This window comes from Jiangella aurantiaca (genome assembly GCF_004349105.1).
Classification (GTDB): domain Bacteria; phylum Actinomycetota; class Actinomycetes; order Jiangellales; family Jiangellaceae; genus Jiangella; species Jiangella aurantiaca.
Window position 1 is genome coordinate 116,385 of record NZ_SMLB01000006.1, and the last position, 17,556, is coordinate 133,940.

14 protein-coding genes and 1 pseudogene are annotated in these 17,556 nt (G+C 73.3%); 10 read left to right on the plus strand and 5 right to left on the minus strand.

The window, feature by feature from the left end; all coding sequences use genetic code 11:
* Positions 1-2 precede the first annotated feature (2 nt).
* A complete protein-coding gene (locus E1262_RS06675) occupies positions 3-1,121 on the plus strand; it encodes an XdhC family protein (protein ID WP_132102446.1) in 1,119 nt (372 codons plus the stop codon).
* Complete coding sequence (locus tag E1262_RS06680; protein ID WP_132102447.1) at positions 1,111-1,689, plus strand: nucleotidyltransferase family protein; 579 nt, start codon at positions 1,111-1,113, stop codon at positions 1,687-1,689. Before E1262_RS06675 ends, E1262_RS06680 begins: the two co-directional genes overlap by 11 nt.
* Positions 1,690-1,791: 102 nt before the next feature.
* On the opposite strand, the gene E1262_RS06685 is transcribed toward E1262_RS06680, so the two are convergent.
* The 3 genes from E1262_RS06685 to E1262_RS06695 are packed head-to-tail and all read right to left on the minus strand — an operon-like array spanning position 1,792 to position 5,628.
* The gene (locus E1262_RS06685; RefSeq protein WP_132102356.1) at positions 1,792-3,270 is read right to left on the minus strand and encodes a YlbE family protein; all 1,479 of its coding nucleotides are present in this window, start codon (positions 3,268-3,270) and stop codon (positions 1,792-1,794) included.
* Complete coding sequence (locus E1262_RS06690; RefSeq protein WP_203453631.1) at positions 3,263-4,759, minus strand: hypothetical protein; 1,497 nt, start codon at positions 4,757-4,759, stop codon at positions 3,263-3,265. The genes E1262_RS06685 and E1262_RS06690 overlap by 8 nt, the downstream gene beginning before the upstream one ends.
* On the minus strand, positions 4,756-5,628 hold the full coding sequence (locus tag E1262_RS06695) for an oxamate carbamoyltransferase subunit AllH family protein (protein WP_132102357.1): 873 nt from the start codon (positions 5,626-5,628) through the stop codon (positions 4,756-4,758). Before E1262_RS06695 ends, E1262_RS06690 begins: the two co-directional genes overlap by 4 nt.
* A 76-nt stretch (positions 5,629-5,704) precedes the next feature.
* Here E1262_RS06695 and E1262_RS06700 point away from each other — a divergent pair, with 76 nt between their 5' ends.
* Positions 5,705-7,420 carry a PucR family transcriptional regulator gene (locus tag E1262_RS06700; protein ID WP_132102358.1) on the plus strand — a complete coding sequence of 572 codons (1,716 nt, stop codon included), beginning with the start codon at positions 5,705-5,707 and terminating at the stop codon, positions 7,418-7,420.
* A 60-nt stretch (positions 7,421-7,480) separates the two neighbouring features.
* Here the strand turns inward: E1262_RS06700 and E1262_RS06705 are convergent, their stop codons facing one another.
* On the minus strand, positions 7,481-8,455 hold the full coding sequence (locus E1262_RS06705; protein WP_132102359.1) for an RNA polymerase subunit sigma-70: 975 nt from the start codon (positions 8,453-8,455) through the stop codon (positions 7,481-7,483).
* Between the two features lie 83 nt (positions 8,456-8,538).
* Here E1262_RS06705 and E1262_RS06710 point away from each other — a divergent pair, with 83 nt between their 5' ends.
* Both E1262_RS06710 and E1262_RS06715 read left to right on the plus strand, forming a co-directional pair.
* On the plus strand, positions 8,539-8,931 hold the full coding sequence (locus E1262_RS06710; RefSeq protein WP_132102360.1) for a nuclear transport factor 2 family protein: 393 nt from the start codon (positions 8,539-8,541) through the stop codon (positions 8,929-8,931).
* Positions 8,909-9,067, plus strand: a pseudogene (locus E1262_RS06715) (PPOX class F420-dependent oxidoreductase); the annotation flags it as partial. The gene E1262_RS06710 and the pseudogene E1262_RS06715, both read left to right, overlap by 23 nt.
* A gap of 15 nt (positions 9,068-9,082) precedes the next feature.
* Here E1262_RS06715 and E1262_RS06720 read toward each other — a convergent pair.
* Complete coding sequence (locus tag E1262_RS06720) at positions 9,083-9,619, minus strand: GNAT family N-acetyltransferase (protein WP_132102361.1); 537 nt, start codon at positions 9,617-9,619, stop codon at positions 9,083-9,085.
* A 685-nt stretch (positions 9,620-10,304) separates the two neighbouring features.
* On the opposite strand from E1262_RS06720, the gene pyrR reads away from it, so the two are divergent.
* The 5 genes from pyrR to carB are packed head-to-tail and all read left to right on the plus strand — an operon-like array spanning position 10,305 to position 17,554.
* Entirely contained in the window at positions 10,305-10,880 is a 576-nt protein-coding gene (gene pyrR, locus E1262_RS06725; protein WP_132102362.1) for a bifunctional pyr operon transcriptional regulator/uracil phosphoribosyltransferase PyrR, read from the plus strand.
* The gene (locus E1262_RS06730) at positions 10,877-11,818 is read left to right on the plus strand and encodes an aspartate carbamoyltransferase catalytic subunit (RefSeq protein WP_132102363.1); all 942 of its coding nucleotides are present in this window, start codon (positions 10,877-10,879) and stop codon (positions 11,816-11,818) included. The genes pyrR and E1262_RS06730 overlap by 4 nt, the downstream gene beginning before the upstream one ends.
* Positions 11,815-13,128 carry a dihydroorotase gene (locus E1262_RS06735; protein WP_132102364.1) on the plus strand — a complete coding sequence of 438 codons (1,314 nt, stop codon included), beginning with the start codon at positions 11,815-11,817 and terminating at the stop codon, positions 13,126-13,128. Before E1262_RS06730 ends, E1262_RS06735 begins: the two co-directional genes overlap by 4 nt.
* On the plus strand, positions 13,125-14,270 hold the full coding sequence (carA, locus tag E1262_RS06740) for a glutamine-hydrolyzing carbamoyl-phosphate synthase small subunit (RefSeq protein ID WP_132102365.1): 1,146 nt from the start codon (positions 13,125-13,127) through the stop codon (positions 14,268-14,270). Before E1262_RS06735 ends, carA begins: the two co-directional genes overlap by 4 nt.
* Positions 14,270-17,554, plus strand: coding sequence for a carbamoyl-phosphate synthase large subunit (carB, locus tag E1262_RS06745; RefSeq protein ID WP_132102366.1), 3,285 nt, complete (start codon positions 14,270-14,272; stop codon positions 17,552-17,554). Before carA ends, carB begins: the two co-directional genes overlap by 1 nt.
* Positions 17,555-17,556: the final 2 nt, after the last annotated feature.

Genomic DNA, 17,556 nt, shown 5'->3' on the forward strand with positions numbered 1-17,556 from the left:
CGGTGCAAGACGTCATGCGGGAGCTGGTGACCGCCGTCCGCGACGGCGAGCGGACCGGGCTGGTCACCGTCGTCAGCACGTTCCAGTCCGCGCCCCGCCAGCCCGGCGCGTCGATGGCCGTCACCCACGCCGGCGAGGCGGTCGGCAGCGTCTCCGGCGGCTGCATCGAGGGCGCCGTGTACGAGCTGGCGCAGGAGGTCATGGCCGGCCGGCCGCCGGTGCTGCAGCGCTACGGCGTCAGCGACGACGACGCGTTCGCGGTCGGGCTGACCTGCGGCGGGATCATTGACGTGTTCGTCGAGGCGGTGGACCGCGAGACGTTCCCGTCGCTCGTGGAGGTCGCGGAGAGTGTCGAGGCGTCCTCGCCGGTCGCGGTCGCGACCGTGGTCGCCGGGCCGGGGCAGATCGGCGCGCACCTGGTCGTCTGGCCCGACCACACGGCCGGGACCCTCGGCGGGCAGCGGCTCGACGACGCCGTCGCCGACGACGCCCGCGGCATGCTCGACCAGGGCATGACCGGTATCCGCCGCTACGGCGCCTCCGGCGAACGGCGGCTGGACGACCTCCAGGTGTTCGTGCAGTCGTTCGCGCCGCGGCCGCGGATGCTGGTCTTCGGGGCCATCGACTTCGCCGCGGCGCTGGTCCGGGTCGGCCGGTTCCTCGGTTACCACGTGACGGTGTGCGATGCCAGGCCGGTGTTCGCGACGTCGCGCCGGTTCCCCGACGCCGACGAGGTCGTGGTCCAGTGGCCGCACGACTACCTCGCATCGACGACCGTCGATTCGCGGACCGTGATCTGCGTGCTCACCCACGACCCCAAGTTCGACGTGCCGCTGCTGGCCGCCGCGGTCCGCACGCCGGCCGCGTACATCGGGGTCATGGGCTCGCGGCGCACTCACGACGACCGGCTGGCCCGGCTGCGGTCGGAGGGTTTGACCGATGCGGAGCTGGCGCGGCTGGCGTCGCCGCTGGGCCTGGACATCGGCGCCCGGACGCCGGAGGAGACGGCGGTGTCGATCGCCGCCGAGATCATCGCGTCGCGGTGGGGCGGTTCGGGCCGTCGGCTGCGCGACACCAACGGGCCGATCCACCGTGAACCGCTCGCGGCGGATGTCGGCTGAGGCCGCGGGCCACGTCGCCGGGCTCATCCTCGCGGCGGGCTCCGGCTCCCGGTACGGCGCGCCGAAGGCGCTGGTCGAGTACGAGGGGGAGCGGCTGGTCGACCGCGCGGCGCGGCTGCTGTCCGGTGGCGGCTGCTCGCCGGTGGTCGTGGTGTCCGGCGCGGTTCCCCTGACCGTGCCCGGCACGATCGTCGTGCACAACCCCGACTGGGCGACCGGGATGGGGTCGTCGCTGCGCGCCGGGCTGCGGGCACTGAGCTGGTCGGCGGCGGAGGCGGTGGTCGTCGCCCTGGTCGACCAGCCCTGGGTTGGGGTGGAGGCGGTGACGCGGCTCCGTGCGGCGTGGTCGTCGTCGGCTGGCGGGGTGTCGGTCGCGGTGGCGACCTACGACGGTGTGCGTGGCAACCCCGTCCTGCTGTCCCGAGGCGTCTGGGACGAGGTCGCGGCGCTGGCCGAGGGCGACGTCGGCGCTCGTCCATTCCTGGCGGCCCACCCCGACCTGGTGATCCCCGTCGACTGCACCGGCACCGGCACCCCATTCGACGTCGACACTCCCGCCGACCTCTAGCCGTGAAGCTGCGGTCGGGCCATCACCACGCTTCCTCGAGCGTCAACACGATTGCAGGCGTGGTGCGCTCCAGAGAACGTGGTGACATGCCCCGGATCGTCGTCACCCATCACGGCGGCTCACGTGAGAAGCGCCCGCGGACCGGATCGGAGAGCCCGGAACTTCCGGAGCGGGACGTGGGGCGAGTGGGGGAGCGGCGGCGGCCAGGGCGGAGAGGGCCGACGTGAAGCACTCCATCGGGGGCTGGACGAGGCCGGCGCCGACCTGGCCCGTCCCGGCGACCCGGCCGGCGATCCCGGTGTTGATCTGTGGCAACACGCCGGTCCGGGTCACCAGCGTGACGTCGATGCCGGTCGGTGCGCCGCGGAACTCCAGGATCGGGATCGCGTACGCCGGGTTCTCGCCGATGGTGATCTCGTACATCAGCCGGCTGGTCGCCAACGCGTCCGGCACCGACCCGCCGACGAACCGGACGATCGCCGGCGCGGCGGCCATCGCGAACCCGCCCAGCCCGATCGTCTCGGTGATCGCGGAGTCGCCGATGTCCGGGTTCGCGTCGTCGGGGCCGAACGCGCCCAGGTAGAGGCCCTCAGGCGTACTCGCCGGCGCCGTGAACCACCGCCCGCCGGTCCCGGACACCTGGATGCCGAAGTCGGTGCCGTTGCGGGCCATCGTGGTGACGACGGTGCAACCGGGGAGGTCCGCGGCCGCCGAGGTCTGCAGCTTCCCGGCCGGCATGACGAGGTTGAGGAAGAAGTGGTCGTTCCCGCCGACGAACTCCGCCACCGCCGCGACGTCCGACGACGGCGCGCCGCCATCGACCAGCGCGGGCAGCAGGTCGCGCAGCAGCATCAGCGTGCCGGCGCGGTTGCGGTTGTGGCCCTCGTCGCCCATCTGGACCATCTGCGCGATGATCCCTTTGACGTCGATCCGCTCGCGCCGGCGGACGGCCGCCTGCAGCAGCGGCCCCAGGACGGACGCCATCCAGCGCAGCCGGTCGACGACGTCCGGCCCATACGCGCCGTAGCGCAGCACCGTCCCGAGGCCCTCGTTCAGCGAGCACCACGCCGTGCGCCCGGTGGCCTCGTCGCGCAGTTCGAACAGCCACATCGACGGCGACACGACCCCGGCCATCGGGCCGACACCGCCGCTGTCGTGACACGGCGCCCATTCCACCCCGTCGCCCGCGGCCAGCAGAGCTTCAGCCGAGGACGGCGTCGCGGCCAGGCCCTCGAACAGTGCCGCACCGATCAGCGCGCCACGCAGCGGCCCGGACGCCCGCTCCCACGTGATCGGTGGCCCGGCGTGCAGGAACTGCCCGGACTCGAGCCCGAGCACCTCGCGGGCCGGACGGACGTCGACGAGGTCGGCGCCCGCGGCGAGCATCCGGGACAGCGCCAGCGCGTTCGCGTCCGGCCGCCGCGGGTCGGCGAGCACCCTGGCGAGGTGGTCCTCCGTCCCGGCCACCGGCGGCCGCCAGTCGACCGTCGTCACCGGCACCGCCTGGGCAGCCAGCGCGTTCGCGAACAGGTCGACGCCGGCGCTGACGACGCGCGGCTCCTCACGCAGCAGATCAGTCACCGCCACCCCCGTTCACCAGCGCGATCGCCGCCCGGGCGGCCGCGGCGTTGGACAGGTGCACTGACGCCCCGGCGTCGCGCAGCGCCCGCGCCTGCTCCTCCAGCCCCTGCGGGTCGTCGGCGGAGCCGATCAGCGCGACGACGACGGCGAGGTCACGGCCGCGCGCCCCGGCGACGTTGCGGGCCCGGACAATCGCCTGCGCCAGCTCGGCGGCCGGATCCGGGTGCGCGCCATGGCCCAGCACGACGTCGAGCAGGACGACGCCACACGATGGGTCGCGGGCCTCGGCCAGCAGCCGCTCGATCCGCAGCGAGTTGTCGATCATCGGGTGCGGCCGGCCGCGGGTCATCTCGTCGTCGCCGAAGTCGATCATCGTGTGCCCCTTGGACGGCAGCCCCGGCTCGAGCGCCCACGACGGCTCCAGCGGGATGTTCGAGAGCACCGGCCCGAGCGCCGCGCTGACCAGCAGCATCGCCTCGTCGCAGAGCGTGCCGCCGGCGAACAGGCCGCGGACGTGCGGGTACGGACCGGCGACCGGCGCCGTCGACGGCCACGACCGCGGCGCGCGCCACTCGGCGCCGGCGGTGGTCACGACGGTCTGCGCGACGGCGGTGAGGTCTGGCCGGCCAGGTCCGAGCAGCGCGAGGACGACCGGTTTGCCGAGCTTCTCGGCCCGCTCCCGGACGGAGTCGGCCACCTCCGGCGCGGGCGGTTTGCTCACCACGACCACGACCTCGGTCGCGTCGTCGTCGGCCAGCAGGTCCAACGCCGCCAGGGTCGACGCGCCGCCGACCGCGGCGGACAGGTCGCGCCCGCCGACGCCGAGGCAGTGGCTGATGCCGACGCCCGCGCCGTCGAGCAGGCCGAGCAGTTGCTGTGCGCCGGTCCCGGACGCCGCGACGATGCCGACCGGCCCCGGCCGCACGACGTTCGCGAACCCGAAGCCGACGCCGCCGACCACTGCCGTCCCGCAGTCCGGCCCCATGACCAGCAGACCGCGCTCGTGAGCCTCCTGCTTGAGCCGGACCTCCTGCTCGACCGGCACGTTGTCGGAGAACACGACGACGTGCAGGCCGTGCTGCAGCGCGTCCATCGCGTCGGAGAACGCGTACGGCCCCGGCGTGGAGACGAACGCGACGGTGGCGCCGTCGCGGCGGGCGGCCGAGCCGACGGTGCGCGGCGCGGCCGCGGCGCCGAAACCACCCGCCCCGGAGTCCTCGGACGAGCGGGCGGCCAGCGCCGACTCCACGCGGGCCAGCGCCCGGCCGAGTGCGGCGTCGTCGTCCGCCGTCACGCCGATGACCAGGTCGTTCGGGCTCGCCGTGGGCACGTCGAAGCCCATGCCGCCGAGCAGGTCGAGGTTGAGCTGGGTGGCCATCGCGACGAGCGCGCCGCCGACCCCCTCCTCGCCCTGGACCGCCTGGCTGACCTGCATCAATGTCACTGAGTCGTGGTAGGTGCCGGCGCGCACCTCGACGTGTCTGATCACCGCGCGGTCCCCGCGAGCGCAGCCAGCGCGACCCGCGCGCCCAGCCGCAGCGCCGCCCCTGACGTGTGGCCGACGGCGAGCAGCCGCCGCTCGGCCACGCCGACGTCGCCGCGGTCCGCGCCGAGCGCGGCCAGGTACGCGGTGAGCTGCGGGACGGCCAGCCCGCGGGCCGCGTAGTGCAGCAGACCGGCGGAGACGGCGGTGGTCCGGTGCAGTGGCCCGGCGGCCTCGACGGCGGCGGCCAGCCGTTTCGCGGCGCGCGGTCCGGCGGCGGTGGCGACCACCAGCGCGCCGGCGAGCACGTCGTCGCCGGCCGGGGTCAGGCCGGGGCCGAGCCCCAGCAGCCCGCCGACCGCGTCGGCGAGCTCGTCGTCGTCACCGCAGAGCAGCGCCAGGCCGAGCCGCCCGGCGGCAGCGACGACCCCACCGTCGAGCCCGGGCCGGTCCACCTGTCCGGCGGTGCGCTGACGGGCCAGCGCCACGTCGCCGATGACGGCCGGCCGCGTCCGCCACCAGCGCCCGACGGTGACGACGGCGCCGTCGGACTCGTCGCCGATGCGCACCTCGCCCTCGCCCACCAGCGCCGGGTGACCGGGCCGGAGCCCGGACACCGGCCACGGCGTGACGACGGCGCACGGCAGACGCACGGCGGCCGGGCCGGTGAGGCACAGCAGCACCGGCCCGGCGCCGTGGTCGACCAGGACGGCGGTCAGCGTGCGGGTGGCGGCCACGACCTCCCCGGTGAGCCGTGGACCCCCCACGAGGGCGGCGACGGCGGTGCTCGCGGCGCCCGGCAGGACCTGCCGTGACGCGTCACCCGGCCACGGCCGGATGGCCCGGACCCCGGTCGGGACCGTCGGTGCCGGCACTCGCGACCTCCGTTCCGTCCAAGATCACCTGAACTGGGACTGCCACGAACGTAGCGGGGACCGCTACCGTCATCGCATGGGCAAACTTGCCAACGATCCGGCCCCGGGTTCGCCGGAGTTGCCAGCGGCCGGCGGCAAGTGGTCGTCGCGCGCCGTGGCAGGGTTGACGGTGCGCAAGGCGATGGAGATCCCCGCGTTGGCCGGCGCGCGGCTGCTGGCGGGGGAGGACGGCCTGGACCGCGTCGTCCAGCGCGCCAACATCATGGAGGTGCCGGACATCCTGCCGTGGGTGAAGCCGCACGAGCTGCTGCTCACGACCGGATACCCCCTGCGCAACACCCCGCAGGGCCTGCCCGGCCTCGTCGCCGAGCTGGACGCGCGCGGGCTGGCCGCGCTCGGCGTCAAGCTGCATCGCTACCTCGACGCGCTGCCGGAGGAGATGGTCCACGAGGCTGATCGGCTCGGCCTGCCGCTGTTGCTGCTGCCCGACGCCGTCGGGTTCGACGACATCCTCAACCAGGTGCTCACCGGCGTGCTGAACAAGCAGGCGGCGGCGCTGGAACGGTCCTGGGAGGTGCACCACGCGCTGCTGTCGGTGGTGCTCGAGGGGGGCGGGCTGACCGAGCTGGTCACGAAGACGGCCGCGGTGCTCGGGGTGCCGGTCATGGTGACGACGGCTGACGGGCGGGTGCTGGCCGAGGGCGGCAACGTCGACGACCTCGGGTCATGGCGGCACACGCCGTGCTTCGACACGTCCGGCCGGTTCCGCACCGAGTATGAGCCCGGCGGCGTCCATTCCCATGTGGACGTGCCCGGCTGGCACGCCGTCGTGTCGATCGTCGCCGGCCGGGTCGACCACGGGCGCATCGTCGCGTTCGCCCGGCACCGCGCCCTCGACGACGCCGACGTCAACGTGCTGGAGCGGGCCGCGACGGTCGCCGCGCTGGCGGTGAACAAGCAACTCGCCGTCACCGCCGTCGAGAGCAAGTACCGCGGCGACTTCCTGCGCGACGTGCTGTCCGGCCGGGCCGGCGATCGGGAGCGGATCGTGGCGCACTGCGAGTCGCTCGGCTGGGACGTCGGCCGCGACCTCGTCGTCGTCGTGGCCGAACTGGACCCGGAGAGCGGGCCGGCCGCGTCGTCGGGGCTGCAGCTGCGGCCGGTGCAGGAGCGGTTCACCGTGGCGTGGCAGTCGGTCGTGCAGCGGCGGGACCCGAAGGCCGCCGTCGTGGGCTTCGCGCAGGAGGTGGTCGCGCTGCTGCCGGTGGGGCCCCGGGCAGCCGACCCGGAATCCGCCGTCCGCGACGTCGTCCGCCAGGTCGCCGGCGACGGTGGCGGCGGCCGGCGCTCGTTCTCCACCGGCGTCAGCCGCGTCGTCGACGACCCCTCGCGCCTGCCGGTCGGGTACGAGCAGGCCCGCCGCGCTGTCGACGTCGGGCGGCAGATGAACGGCCGCGGGTCGTTGGCACATTTCGACAGCCTGGGCTCGTTCCGGCTGCTCAGCCAGATCGAGGACCGCGAGGAGCTGCGCGGCTTCGTCCGCGAGACCCTGCACGGCCTCGCCGCCGAGGACGACCCCGAGATGGAGGACCTGCGGCACACGCTCAAGGTGCTGCTCGACACCAACCTCAACGTCGCCGAGGCGGCCCGGCAGCTGCACTTCCACTACAACACGCTGCGCTACCGCATCAGCAAGCTGGAACGCATGCTCGGCCCGTTCACCACCGACCCCGAGCTGCGGCTGGACCTCGCGCTGGCGCTCAAGGTGCTGCAGATGCGCGGGCTCAGCTGAGCGCAGACGCGCACCACCCGCACGTCCGGAAGGTGGTCGCGCGCGCCGGCCGAAGCCGGGTCAGCCGAGTGCGCCTGCGTCGACGCTCGCCGGCAGGCCGAACCGGGGGTAGAGGGTGTCGTCCATGAAACGCGTGACGCGGGCGACGCGGTCGCCGTCGAGGGTGAGGACCACCAGGCCGGCGGGTGCGGCGTCGAGGTAGAGGCCGAACGCGGGCTGGCCGTTCGCCCTGGTCGGCAGGCACGTGTACCGCCGGCCGGCCCGCCAGTCCGCGCTGGCGCGGAGGAACCCGGCGATCGCCGCCGCCCCGAGGTACTGGTGCGGCGCCGGCGGCATGGCCAGCCAGGCGTCGTCGGTGAGCAGGGCAATGACGGCCTCGACGTCGTCGGCGACGAAGGCGGCCGTGAACCGCCCCGTGAGGTCGCGTTCGGCCGCCGAGCCCGCGGGCGGCGCCGGTCGGCGCGGGCCCGGCGTCGTCGTCCGCAGCGTCGAGCGGGCCCGCTGCAGCGTCCCCTTCACCGCCGTCGTCGTCGTGTCCAGCATGTCCGCCGCCTCCGCGAGCGGGAAGCCGAGCACGTCGCACAGCACCAGCGCGGCGGTCTGCCGCGGCGGCAGCTGCTGCAGCGCCTCGACGAAGGCCAGCTCGACCTGCTCGCGCCGCAGGTAGGCCGGCTCGGGGAGCATCGCGTCCGGGCACGGCTGCACCCAGGGGACCTCGTGGTGACGGCTCGGCTCGGGTGCCTCGAACGGCGGGACCGGGGCGAGCGGCGGCCGACGCCCGGCGTCGCGGATCGCGTTGAGGCAGCGGTGTGTCGCGATGCGGTACAGCCAGCCGCGCACCGACGCTCGCTCCTCGAACTCCGGCAGCCCACGCCACGCCGCCAGCAGCGTCTCCTGCACCGCGTCCTCGGCATCGGGGAGCCGGCCGAGCAGCCGGTAGCAATGCAGCTGCAGCTCCCGCCGGTACGGGTCGACGAGCTCGGCGAACGCGTCGTGGTCGCCTGTCCGCGCGCGGGTGAGGAGCACCGAGGTCACCGTCGCATCGTCGCACGACCGTTCCGATCCAGGCGGCGCCGGTGTCAGTACGTCGGAAAGGATCCATCGAGAAGGGAACGATCATGACTCGTGCCGCCCTGGACGTCGCGCTCGCCTACCACCACGCGTGGGCGGGCGGCGACTTGGACGCCGCGCTGCGCTACATCGCCGACGACGTCGTCTGCGAGGCCCCGCCCGGCGTGCTGGAGGGGATCGACGCCTACCGGGCGTTCCTCGAGCCGTACGTGTCGCAGCTGGTCAGCGCCTCGCTGATCGCCGCGTTCGGCGACGACGAGACGGCCCTCGTCATGTACGACTCGGTGACGCAGTTGGTGGCGCGGGCGCCCGGCGCGGAGTGCGTCCGCGTCGCCGATGGCCGCATCGTCCGCAGCTGGTTCGTCTTCGATCGGGCGCCGTTCATGGCCGCCCGGGCGGCCATGGTCGGATCACGGGATGCCCAAGGCTCCGCTCCCTGACGACGTCAGCGCATTCCTCACCCGGCCCAACCCGGCCGTCATGGCGACGCTAGGACCGGCCGGGCCGGTCAGCGTCGCGACCTGGTACCTGTGGGAGGACGGCCGGGTGCTGGTCAACCTCGACGAGGGCCGCCGCTGAGCTCCGCATCGCTCAGCGGAGGCCGACGGCGTCGTGGCGCCAGAAGATCTCCGGATAGACGAGGGTGCCGGTCATCCACGGCTCGTACGTGCTGAGCGTCCGGACCTGGAACGCGGCGTCGGGGATTCGCAACGACGGCTTGCGGAACCCGAGCGGCTCGCCGGGCCGGAACCCGAACCTCGGGTAGTAGCCCGGCGAGCCCTCCAGGAACACCGCCGGCGCGCCCTGTTCGTCGGCCAGCGCGAGGCCGCGGGCGATCAGGGCGCTGCCGATGCCGTTCTTCTGATGCTCCGGCAGCACCCCGATGGGGCTCAGCACCAGCACGTCGACCAGCCGCTCGGGTGCATCGAGGATGCCGCGGGTGAACAGCACGTGCCCGACGATGTCGCCGTCCTCGACGGCCACGAGTGAGAGGCCGCTGGTGGGCGTGAGGAGGCCGCGGAGGTCGTCGGCGAGGGTGGCGACATGCTCGCCGTCGTCGCCGAACGCCTCGCGGTGCACGTGGTGGACGGCTGCGTGGTCGGCGGGTTCCTCCGGGCGCAGCTCCATGGCGGTCACCGTAGGCGGAGGTGCCGGCGGGCCGCACGGCAATTTCCGGCCGGGCGGACCTTGGCACGGCTGCCGTGGTGCTTGGCACGGCTGAGCGTCGCTGGCGCGCTCGGTTCGTCCGCATCGGAGCGACGCCCAGGCGTGCCAAGCCATGTAGGGGCGTGCTCGTAGCGGTCGCTGTGACATCCCTGCTCCATCATCCCGCGATGGCACGCTGGTGCCCGCGGATCCGGCGGATACCCGCGAAACAGGCGGATAGCGCCCCGATTCCGCCGGCAAGCGTTGGTTTCGCGGGTATCAGCCGGAAATCCGGGCAACGTCGCCACTCCGGTGCAGGAGATCGTCGACGACCTGCGTGGTGAGCGATGACCGTCTACGTGGAGACGTCGGCGGCGGCGAAGCTGCTGATCGAGGAGGCGGAGTCCGCGGCCCTGGCGGACTACCTGGACGGGCAGCAGGCCGCCGGCTTGCCGCTGATGTCGAGCATGCTGCTGGAGACCGAGCTGCGCCGCCTCGCCACGCGCACCGGGATCGGACAGGAGCGCGTCAGCGACCGAACCGGCGGTGTGACGGGGCCGACAGCGTGCCGCTCACGAGCGCGCCCGGCGCCGCTGATAGGCTCGCACCTGAAACCGACGTCCTTTAAGTCCCGTCCCGTGAGGCGGGGAAGGAGGTCCTGCGAAGCATGTCTCGCGACCTGTCCGGCGCCCGCGAGGTGCTCGACGGCGACGACGTCGCCCGGGCCCTGACGCGTATCGCCCACGAGGTGGTGGAGCGCAACAAGGGCGCCGCCGACCTCGTCCTCCTCGGCATCCCCAAACGCGGCGTCCCGCTCGCGTACCGGCTTGCCGAACGCATCTCCGCGGTAGAAGGCACCGAGGTCCCCGTCGGGGCACTCGACGTCACGATGTACCGCGACGACCTGCGGCTGCGGCCCGCCCGCGCCCTGGAGCACACGGACATCCCGCCCGGCGGGATCGACGACCGCATCGTGGTGCTGGTCGACGACGTCCTGTTCTCCGGGCGCACGATCCGGGCCGCGCTCACGGCGCTCGAGGACATCGGGCGGCCGCGCGCCGTCCGCCTCGTCGTCCTCGTCGACCGCGGGCACCGGCAGCTGCCGATCCGCGCCGACCACGTCGGCAAGAACATCCCGACGTCGCTGGTCGAGAGCGTGAAGGTCCGGCTCGCCGAGACCGACGGCCACGACGGCGTCCTCCTCGACAAGCCGGCCCCGCAGACCACGGAGGTGCTGCCGTGATCCGTCACCTCCTGTCCGCCGGCGATCTGTCGCTCGACGACGCCACGCTCGTGCTCGACACCGCGGACGAGATGGCCCGGCTCACCGAGGGCCGCGCGGTGAAGAAGCTGCCGACGCTGCGCGGACGCACCGTGGTCAACCTCTTCTTCGAGGACTCCACCCGCACCCGCACGTCCTTCGAGCTGGCGGCGAAGCGCCTGTCCGCCGACGTCATCAACTTCTCCGCCAAGGGGTCCAGCCTGTCCAAGGGCGAGAGCCTCAAGGACACCGCGCTGACGCTCGAGGCGATGGGCGCCGACGGCGTCGTCGTGCGGCACTCCGCCAGCGGCGCGCCGTACCGGCTGGCGACGTCGGGCTGGATCAACGCCTGCGTGGTCAACGCCGGCGACGGCACCCATGAGCACCCCACCCAGGCACTGCTCGACGCGTTCACCATGCGGCGGCACCTGGGCGAGCTGGCCGGCAAGCAGATCGTCATCGTCGGCGACGTCCTGCACAGCCGGGTCGCGCGCAGCAACGTCCTGCTGCTGGCGACGCTCGGCGCGAAGGTCACGCTGGTCGCGCCGCCGACGCTGCTGCCCAACGGCGTCGAGCACTGGCCCTGCGCGACGAGCTACGACCTCGACGACGCGCTGACCGGCGCCGACGCCGTCATGATGCTCCGCGTGCAGAAGGAGCGCATGAACGCCGCGTTCTTCCCGTCGGCCCGCGAGTACAGCCGCCGCTACGGCCTCGACGCCCGCCGCCAGGCGCTGATGCCGCCCGAGGCGCTGGTCCTGCACCCCGGCCCGATGAACCGCGGCATGGAGATCACCGCCGACGTCGCCGACAGCGCCCGCTCGGTCATCGTCGAGCAGGTCACCAACGGCGTCTACGTCCGCATGGCCGTGCTGTATCTGATGCTCGCCGGCAACGCGACCACGGAGGAGGCGGCATGACCACCACGCTGATCACGAACGCGCGCGTCCTCGGCGGGGAGGCGCAGGACATCCTGATCGACGACGGCGTCATCGTCGCGCTCGGCGCCGACGCGGCCACCCACGCCATAGTCGCGAACGCCACGACCATCGACGCCACCGGGCTCATCGCGCTGCCCGGCCTTGTCGACCTGCACACACACCTGCGCGAACCCGGGCGCGAGGACGCCGAGACGGTCGAGACGGGCACCCGGGCCGCGGCCAGGGGCGGGTTCACCGCCGTCCACGCGATGGCCAACACCGACCCCGTCGCCGACACCGCCGGCGTCGTCGAGCAGGTCTGGCGGCTGGGCCGAGAGGCCGGGCACGCCGACGTCCGCCCGGTCGGCGCCGTCACCGTCGGGCTGAGGGGCGAGCGGCTGGCCGAGCTCGGCGCCATGGCCGAGTCCGCCGCCGGTGTGCGGGTCTTCTCCGACGACGGCGTCTGCGTGCACGACGCGATGCTGATGCGCCGCGCGCTGGAGTACGTCAAGGCCTTCGACGGCGTCATCGCCCAGCACGCACAGGAGCCGCGGCTCACCGAGGGCGCGCAGATGAACGAGGGCGAGCTGTCCGGCCGGCTCGGGCTGCGCGGCTGGCCGAGCGTCGCCGAGGAGGCCATCGTCGCCCGCGACGTGCTGCTGGCCGCGCACGTCGGCTCGCGAGTGCACATCTGCCACCTCTCGACGAAGGGATCGGTCGAGATCGTCCGGCTGGCCAAGGAACGCGGGCTGCCGGTGACGGCCGAGGTCACGCCGCACCACCTGCTGCTCACCGACGAGCTGGTGGCCGGCTACGACCCGCGCTACAAGGTCAACCCGCCGCTGCGCTCCGCCGCCGACGTCGCGGCGCTGCGCGAGGCGCTGGCCGACGGCACCATCGACATCGTCGCCACCGACCACGCGCCGCACCCGGTCGAGGCGAAGGACTGCGAGTGGGACGTCGCCGCGTTCGGCATGCTGGGGCTGGAGACGGCGCTGTCGGTCGTCCAGCACACCATGGTCGACACCGGGCTGCTCGACTGGGCCGGCGTCGCCGACCGGATGTCGTTCGCGCCGGCCCGCATCGGCCGCAGCGACACCGGCGGCCAGCCGCACGGCCGGCCCATCGCGGCGGGCGAGCCGGCCAACCTCACCCTCGTCGACCCGAGCACCACCACCACGATCGACCCGTCGGCATCGGCGTCGCTGTCGCGGAACACACCGTACGAGGGGATGAAGCTGCCGGGCACCGTCGTCGCGACATTCCTGCGCGGCCGGCTCACGCACGACACAACTGGGGGACACGCATGACGACGAACGCACCGGCGCTGCTCGTGCTCGAGGACGGCCGGACGTTCCGCGGCCGCTCGTACGGCGCGCCCGGCGAGACGTTCGGCGAGGCCGTCTTCTCCACCGGCATGACCGGCTACCAGGAGACGCTGACCGACCCGTCCTACCACCGCCAGGTCGTCGTGCAGACGGCGCCGCACATCGGCAACACCGGGGTCAACGACGACGACCCCGAGTCCGGCCGCATCTGGGTCGCCGGCTACGTCGTCCGCGACCCCGCCCGCCGCGCGTCGTCGTGGCGGTCGCGGCGCAGCCTCGACGACGAGCTGGCCGCTCAGGGCGTCGTCGGCATCAGCGGCATCGACACCCGCGCGCTCACCCGCCACCTGCGCGAACGCGGCGCCATGCGGGTCGGCATCTCCACCGTCGAGACCGACGCCGACGCGCTGCGGCAGCGGGTGCTCGACAGCCCGGAGATGCTCGGCGCCGACCTCGCCGCCGAGGTCAGCACCAAGGAGCCGTACGTCGTCCCGGCCGACGGCGAGCGCCGGTTCACCGTCGTCGCGCTCGACCTCGGCATCAAGTCGATGACGCCGCGGCGCATGGCCGAGCGCGGCATCGAGGTGCACGTGCTCCCGGCGACGGCGGGCATCGACGACGTGCTCAGCCGCGAGCCGGACGGGCTGTTCCTGTCCAACGGACCGGGCGACCCCGCGACGGCGGACGGCCCGATGCATGTCGTCCGGGCGGCGCTGGAGCGCGACCTGCCGTTCTTCGGCATCTGCTTCGGCAACCAGGTGTTCGCCCGCGCCCTCGGCTTCGGCACCTACAAGCTCGGCTACGGCCACCGCGGCATCAACCAGCCGGTCCAGGACCGCGGCACCGGCAAGGTCGAGGTGACGGCGCACAACCACGGCTTCGCGGTCGACGCGCCGCTGGACGGCCCGACGGAGACGCCGTACGGCGCCGCCGAGGTCAGCCACGTCTGCCTCAACGACGACGTCGTCGAGGGGCTTGCGCTGCGCGACCAGCGGGGCGACCTCAAGGCCTTCTCCGTCCAGTACCACCCGGAGGCCGCGGCCGGCCCGCACGACGCCGCCTACCTGTTCGACCGGTTCACCGACGTGATGTCGGCGGCACCGTCCGCCGCGAAGGAGGTCTGATGCCCAGGCGCACGGACATCGACAGCGTCCTGGTCATCGGCTCCGGGCCGATCGTCATCGGCCAGGCGTGCGAGTTCGACTACTCCGGGACGCAGGCCTGCCGGGTGCTGCGGGCCGAGGGCCTGCGGGTGATCCTGGTCAACAGCAACCCGGCGACGATCATGACCGACCCCGACATCGCTGACGCCACCTACGTCGAGCCGATCACCCCGGAGTTCGTCGAGAAGGTCATCGCGCTGGAGCGGCCCGACGCGCTGCTGGCGACGCTGGGCGGGCAGACGGCGCTGAACACGGCCGTCGCGCTGCACGAGCGCGGTGTGCTGGAGCGGTTCGGGGTCGAGCTGATCGGTGCCTCCATCGACGCCATCGAGCGGGGCGAGAACCGCGAGTCGTTCAAGAAGATCGTCGAGGAGGTCGGCGGCGAGACCGCGCGGTCGGAGATCTGCCACTCGATGGACGACTGCTTCGCGGCCGTCGAGAAGCTGGGCTACCCGGTCGTCGTCCGCCCCTCGTTCACCATGGGCGGCGCCGGCTCCGGCATGGCCTTCGACGAGGAGGATCTGCGCCGCATCGCCGGCGCCGGCCTCGACGCGTCGCCGACCACCGAGGTGCTCCTCGAGGAGTCGATCCTCGGCTGGAAGGAGTACGAGCTCGAGGTCATGCGCGACGGCGCCGACAACGTGGTCATCGTCTGCTCGATCGAGAACGTCGACCCGATGGGCGTGCACACCGGCGACTCCGTCACCGTCGCCCCGGCCCTGACCCTGACCGACCGCGAGTACCAGGTCATGCGCGACCAGGCCATCGCGATCATCCGGGCGGTCGGCGTCGACACCGGCGGCTGCAACATCCAGTTCGCCGTCGACCCCGACGACGGCCGGCTCATCGTCATCGAGATGAACCCGCGGGTCTCCCGCTCCAGCGCCCTGGCCAGCAAGGCGACCGGCTTCCCGATCGCCAAGATCGCCGCGAAGGTCGCTCTGGGGTACACGCTGGACGAGATCCCGAACGACATCACGGGGGAGACCCCGGCCTCGTTCGAGCCGACGCTGGACTACGTCGTCGTCAAGGCGCCGCGGTTCGCGTTCGAGAAGTTCCCGGCCGCCGACTCCACGCTGACCACGCACATGAAGAGCGTGGGCGAGGCGATGGCCATCGGCCGCAACTTCACCGAGGCGCTGCAGAAGGCGCTGCGGTCGCTGGAGAAGTCCGACGGCGCGCTGGACTTCGCCTCCGAGCCTGGTGACGCGAAGGAGCTCACCGAACGCGTCAGCCGCCCCTATGACGGCCGGCTGCGCGATGTCGTCGACGCCCTCCGCGCCGGCGCCACCGTCGACGACCTCTATGCCGCCACCCGCATCGACCCGTGGTTCCTCGACCAGCTGCTGCTGCTCACCGAGGTCGCCGACGACGTCCGCAAGGCGCCGCAGCTCACGCCCGACGTCCTGCGTGAGGCCAAGCGGCACGGCTTCTCCGACGTGCAGCTGGCGGCGCTGCGGGGCACGTCCGCCGAGGTCGTCCGGGGGGTCCGGCACGCGCTGGGCATCCGGCCGGTGTTCAAGACGGTCGACACCTGCGCCGCGGAGTTCGCCGCCAAGACGCCGTACCACTACTCCTCCTACGACGAGGAGACCGAGGTCAGCGCGCGCGAGCGCGAGGCCGTCATCATCCTCGGCAGCGGCCCGAACCGTATCGGCCAGGGCATCGAGTTCGACTACTCCTGCGTGCACGCCGCGATGGCGCTGCACGAGGCCGGCTACGAGACCGTCATGGTCAACTGCAACCCGGAGACGGTCTCGACCGACTACGACACCTCCGACCGGCTCTACTTCGAGCCGCTGACGCTGGAGGACGTGCTCGAGGTCGTGCACGCCGAGCGGCAGGCCGGCCCGGTCGCCGGGGTCATCGTCCAGCTGGGCGGGCAGACGCCGCTGGGGCTGGCGGCCGCGCTGGCCGAGGCCGGCGTCCCGATCGTGGGCACGTCCCCGACCGCGATCGACCTGGCCGAGGATCGCGGCTCGTTCGGGCGGGTGCTGGGCGAGGCCGGGCTACCGGCGCCGAAGCACGGCACGGCCAGCTCGTTCGAGCAGGCCCGCGAGATCGCGCACACCATCGGCTACCCGGTGCTGGTACGGCCGTCCTACGTGCTCGGCGGGCGGGGCATGGAGATCGTCTACGACGACGCCACGTTGGCCGACTACATCGGCCGGGCCACCGAGGCCTCGCCCGAGCACCCGGTGCTGGTCGACCGGTTCCTCGACGACGCCGTCGAGATCGACGTCGACGCGCTGTTCGACGGCGACGAGCTGTACCTCGGCGGCGTCATGGAGCACATCGAGGAGGCCGGCATCCACTCCGGCGACTCCGCGTGCGCACTCCCGCCCATCACGCTCGGCCGCGACGAGCTGACCCGCATCAAGGCCTCGACCGAGGCGATCGCCCGCGGCGTCGGCGTGCGCGGCCTGCTGAACGTGCAGTACGCGCTGGCCGGCGACGTCCTCTACGTGCTCGAGGCCAACCCACGCGCGTCGCGGACGGTGCCGTTCGTGTCCAAGGCGACCGGCGTGCCGCTGGCCAAGGCCGCCGCCCGGGTCATGCTCGGCGCGACGATCGGCCAGTTGCGGGCCGAGGGACTGCTGCCCGCCGCCGGTGACGCCGTCGACCTGCCCGCCGACGCCCCGGTCGCGGTGAAGGAGGCGGTCATGCCGTTCAACCGCTTCCGCACGCCCGACGGCCGCACCGTCGACACCCTGCTCGGCCCGGAGATGCGCTCCACCGGCGAGGTCATGGGCATCGACGAGCAGTTCGGCACCGCGTTCGCCAAGTCCCAGTCCGCCGCGTTCGGCGCGCTGCCGACGTCCGGCACGGTGTTCGTCTCGCTGGCCAACCGCGACAAGCGGCACATGATCTTCCCGGTCAAGCGGCTGGCCGACCTCGGCTTCACGATCCTGGCCACCGCCGGGACGGCCGAGGTGCTGCGCCGCAACGGCGTGACGGCCGAGGTGGTGCGCAAGCGGTGGGTCGGCCACGAGCCCGACGGCACCCCGACGATCATCGGCCGTATCCTCGCCGGCGACGTCGACCTCATCATCAACACCCCCAGCGGAACCACCACCGGCGGCAGCCCGCGCGCCGACGGCTACGAGATCCGCCGCGCCGCCATCCAGGGCAACATCCCGTGCATCACCACCACGCAGGGGCTGGCCGCGGCGGTGCAGGGCATCGAATCGCTGCGCGCGGAGTCGGTCGGCGTCCGGTCGCTGCAGTCCTGGGCCGACCGCTGATG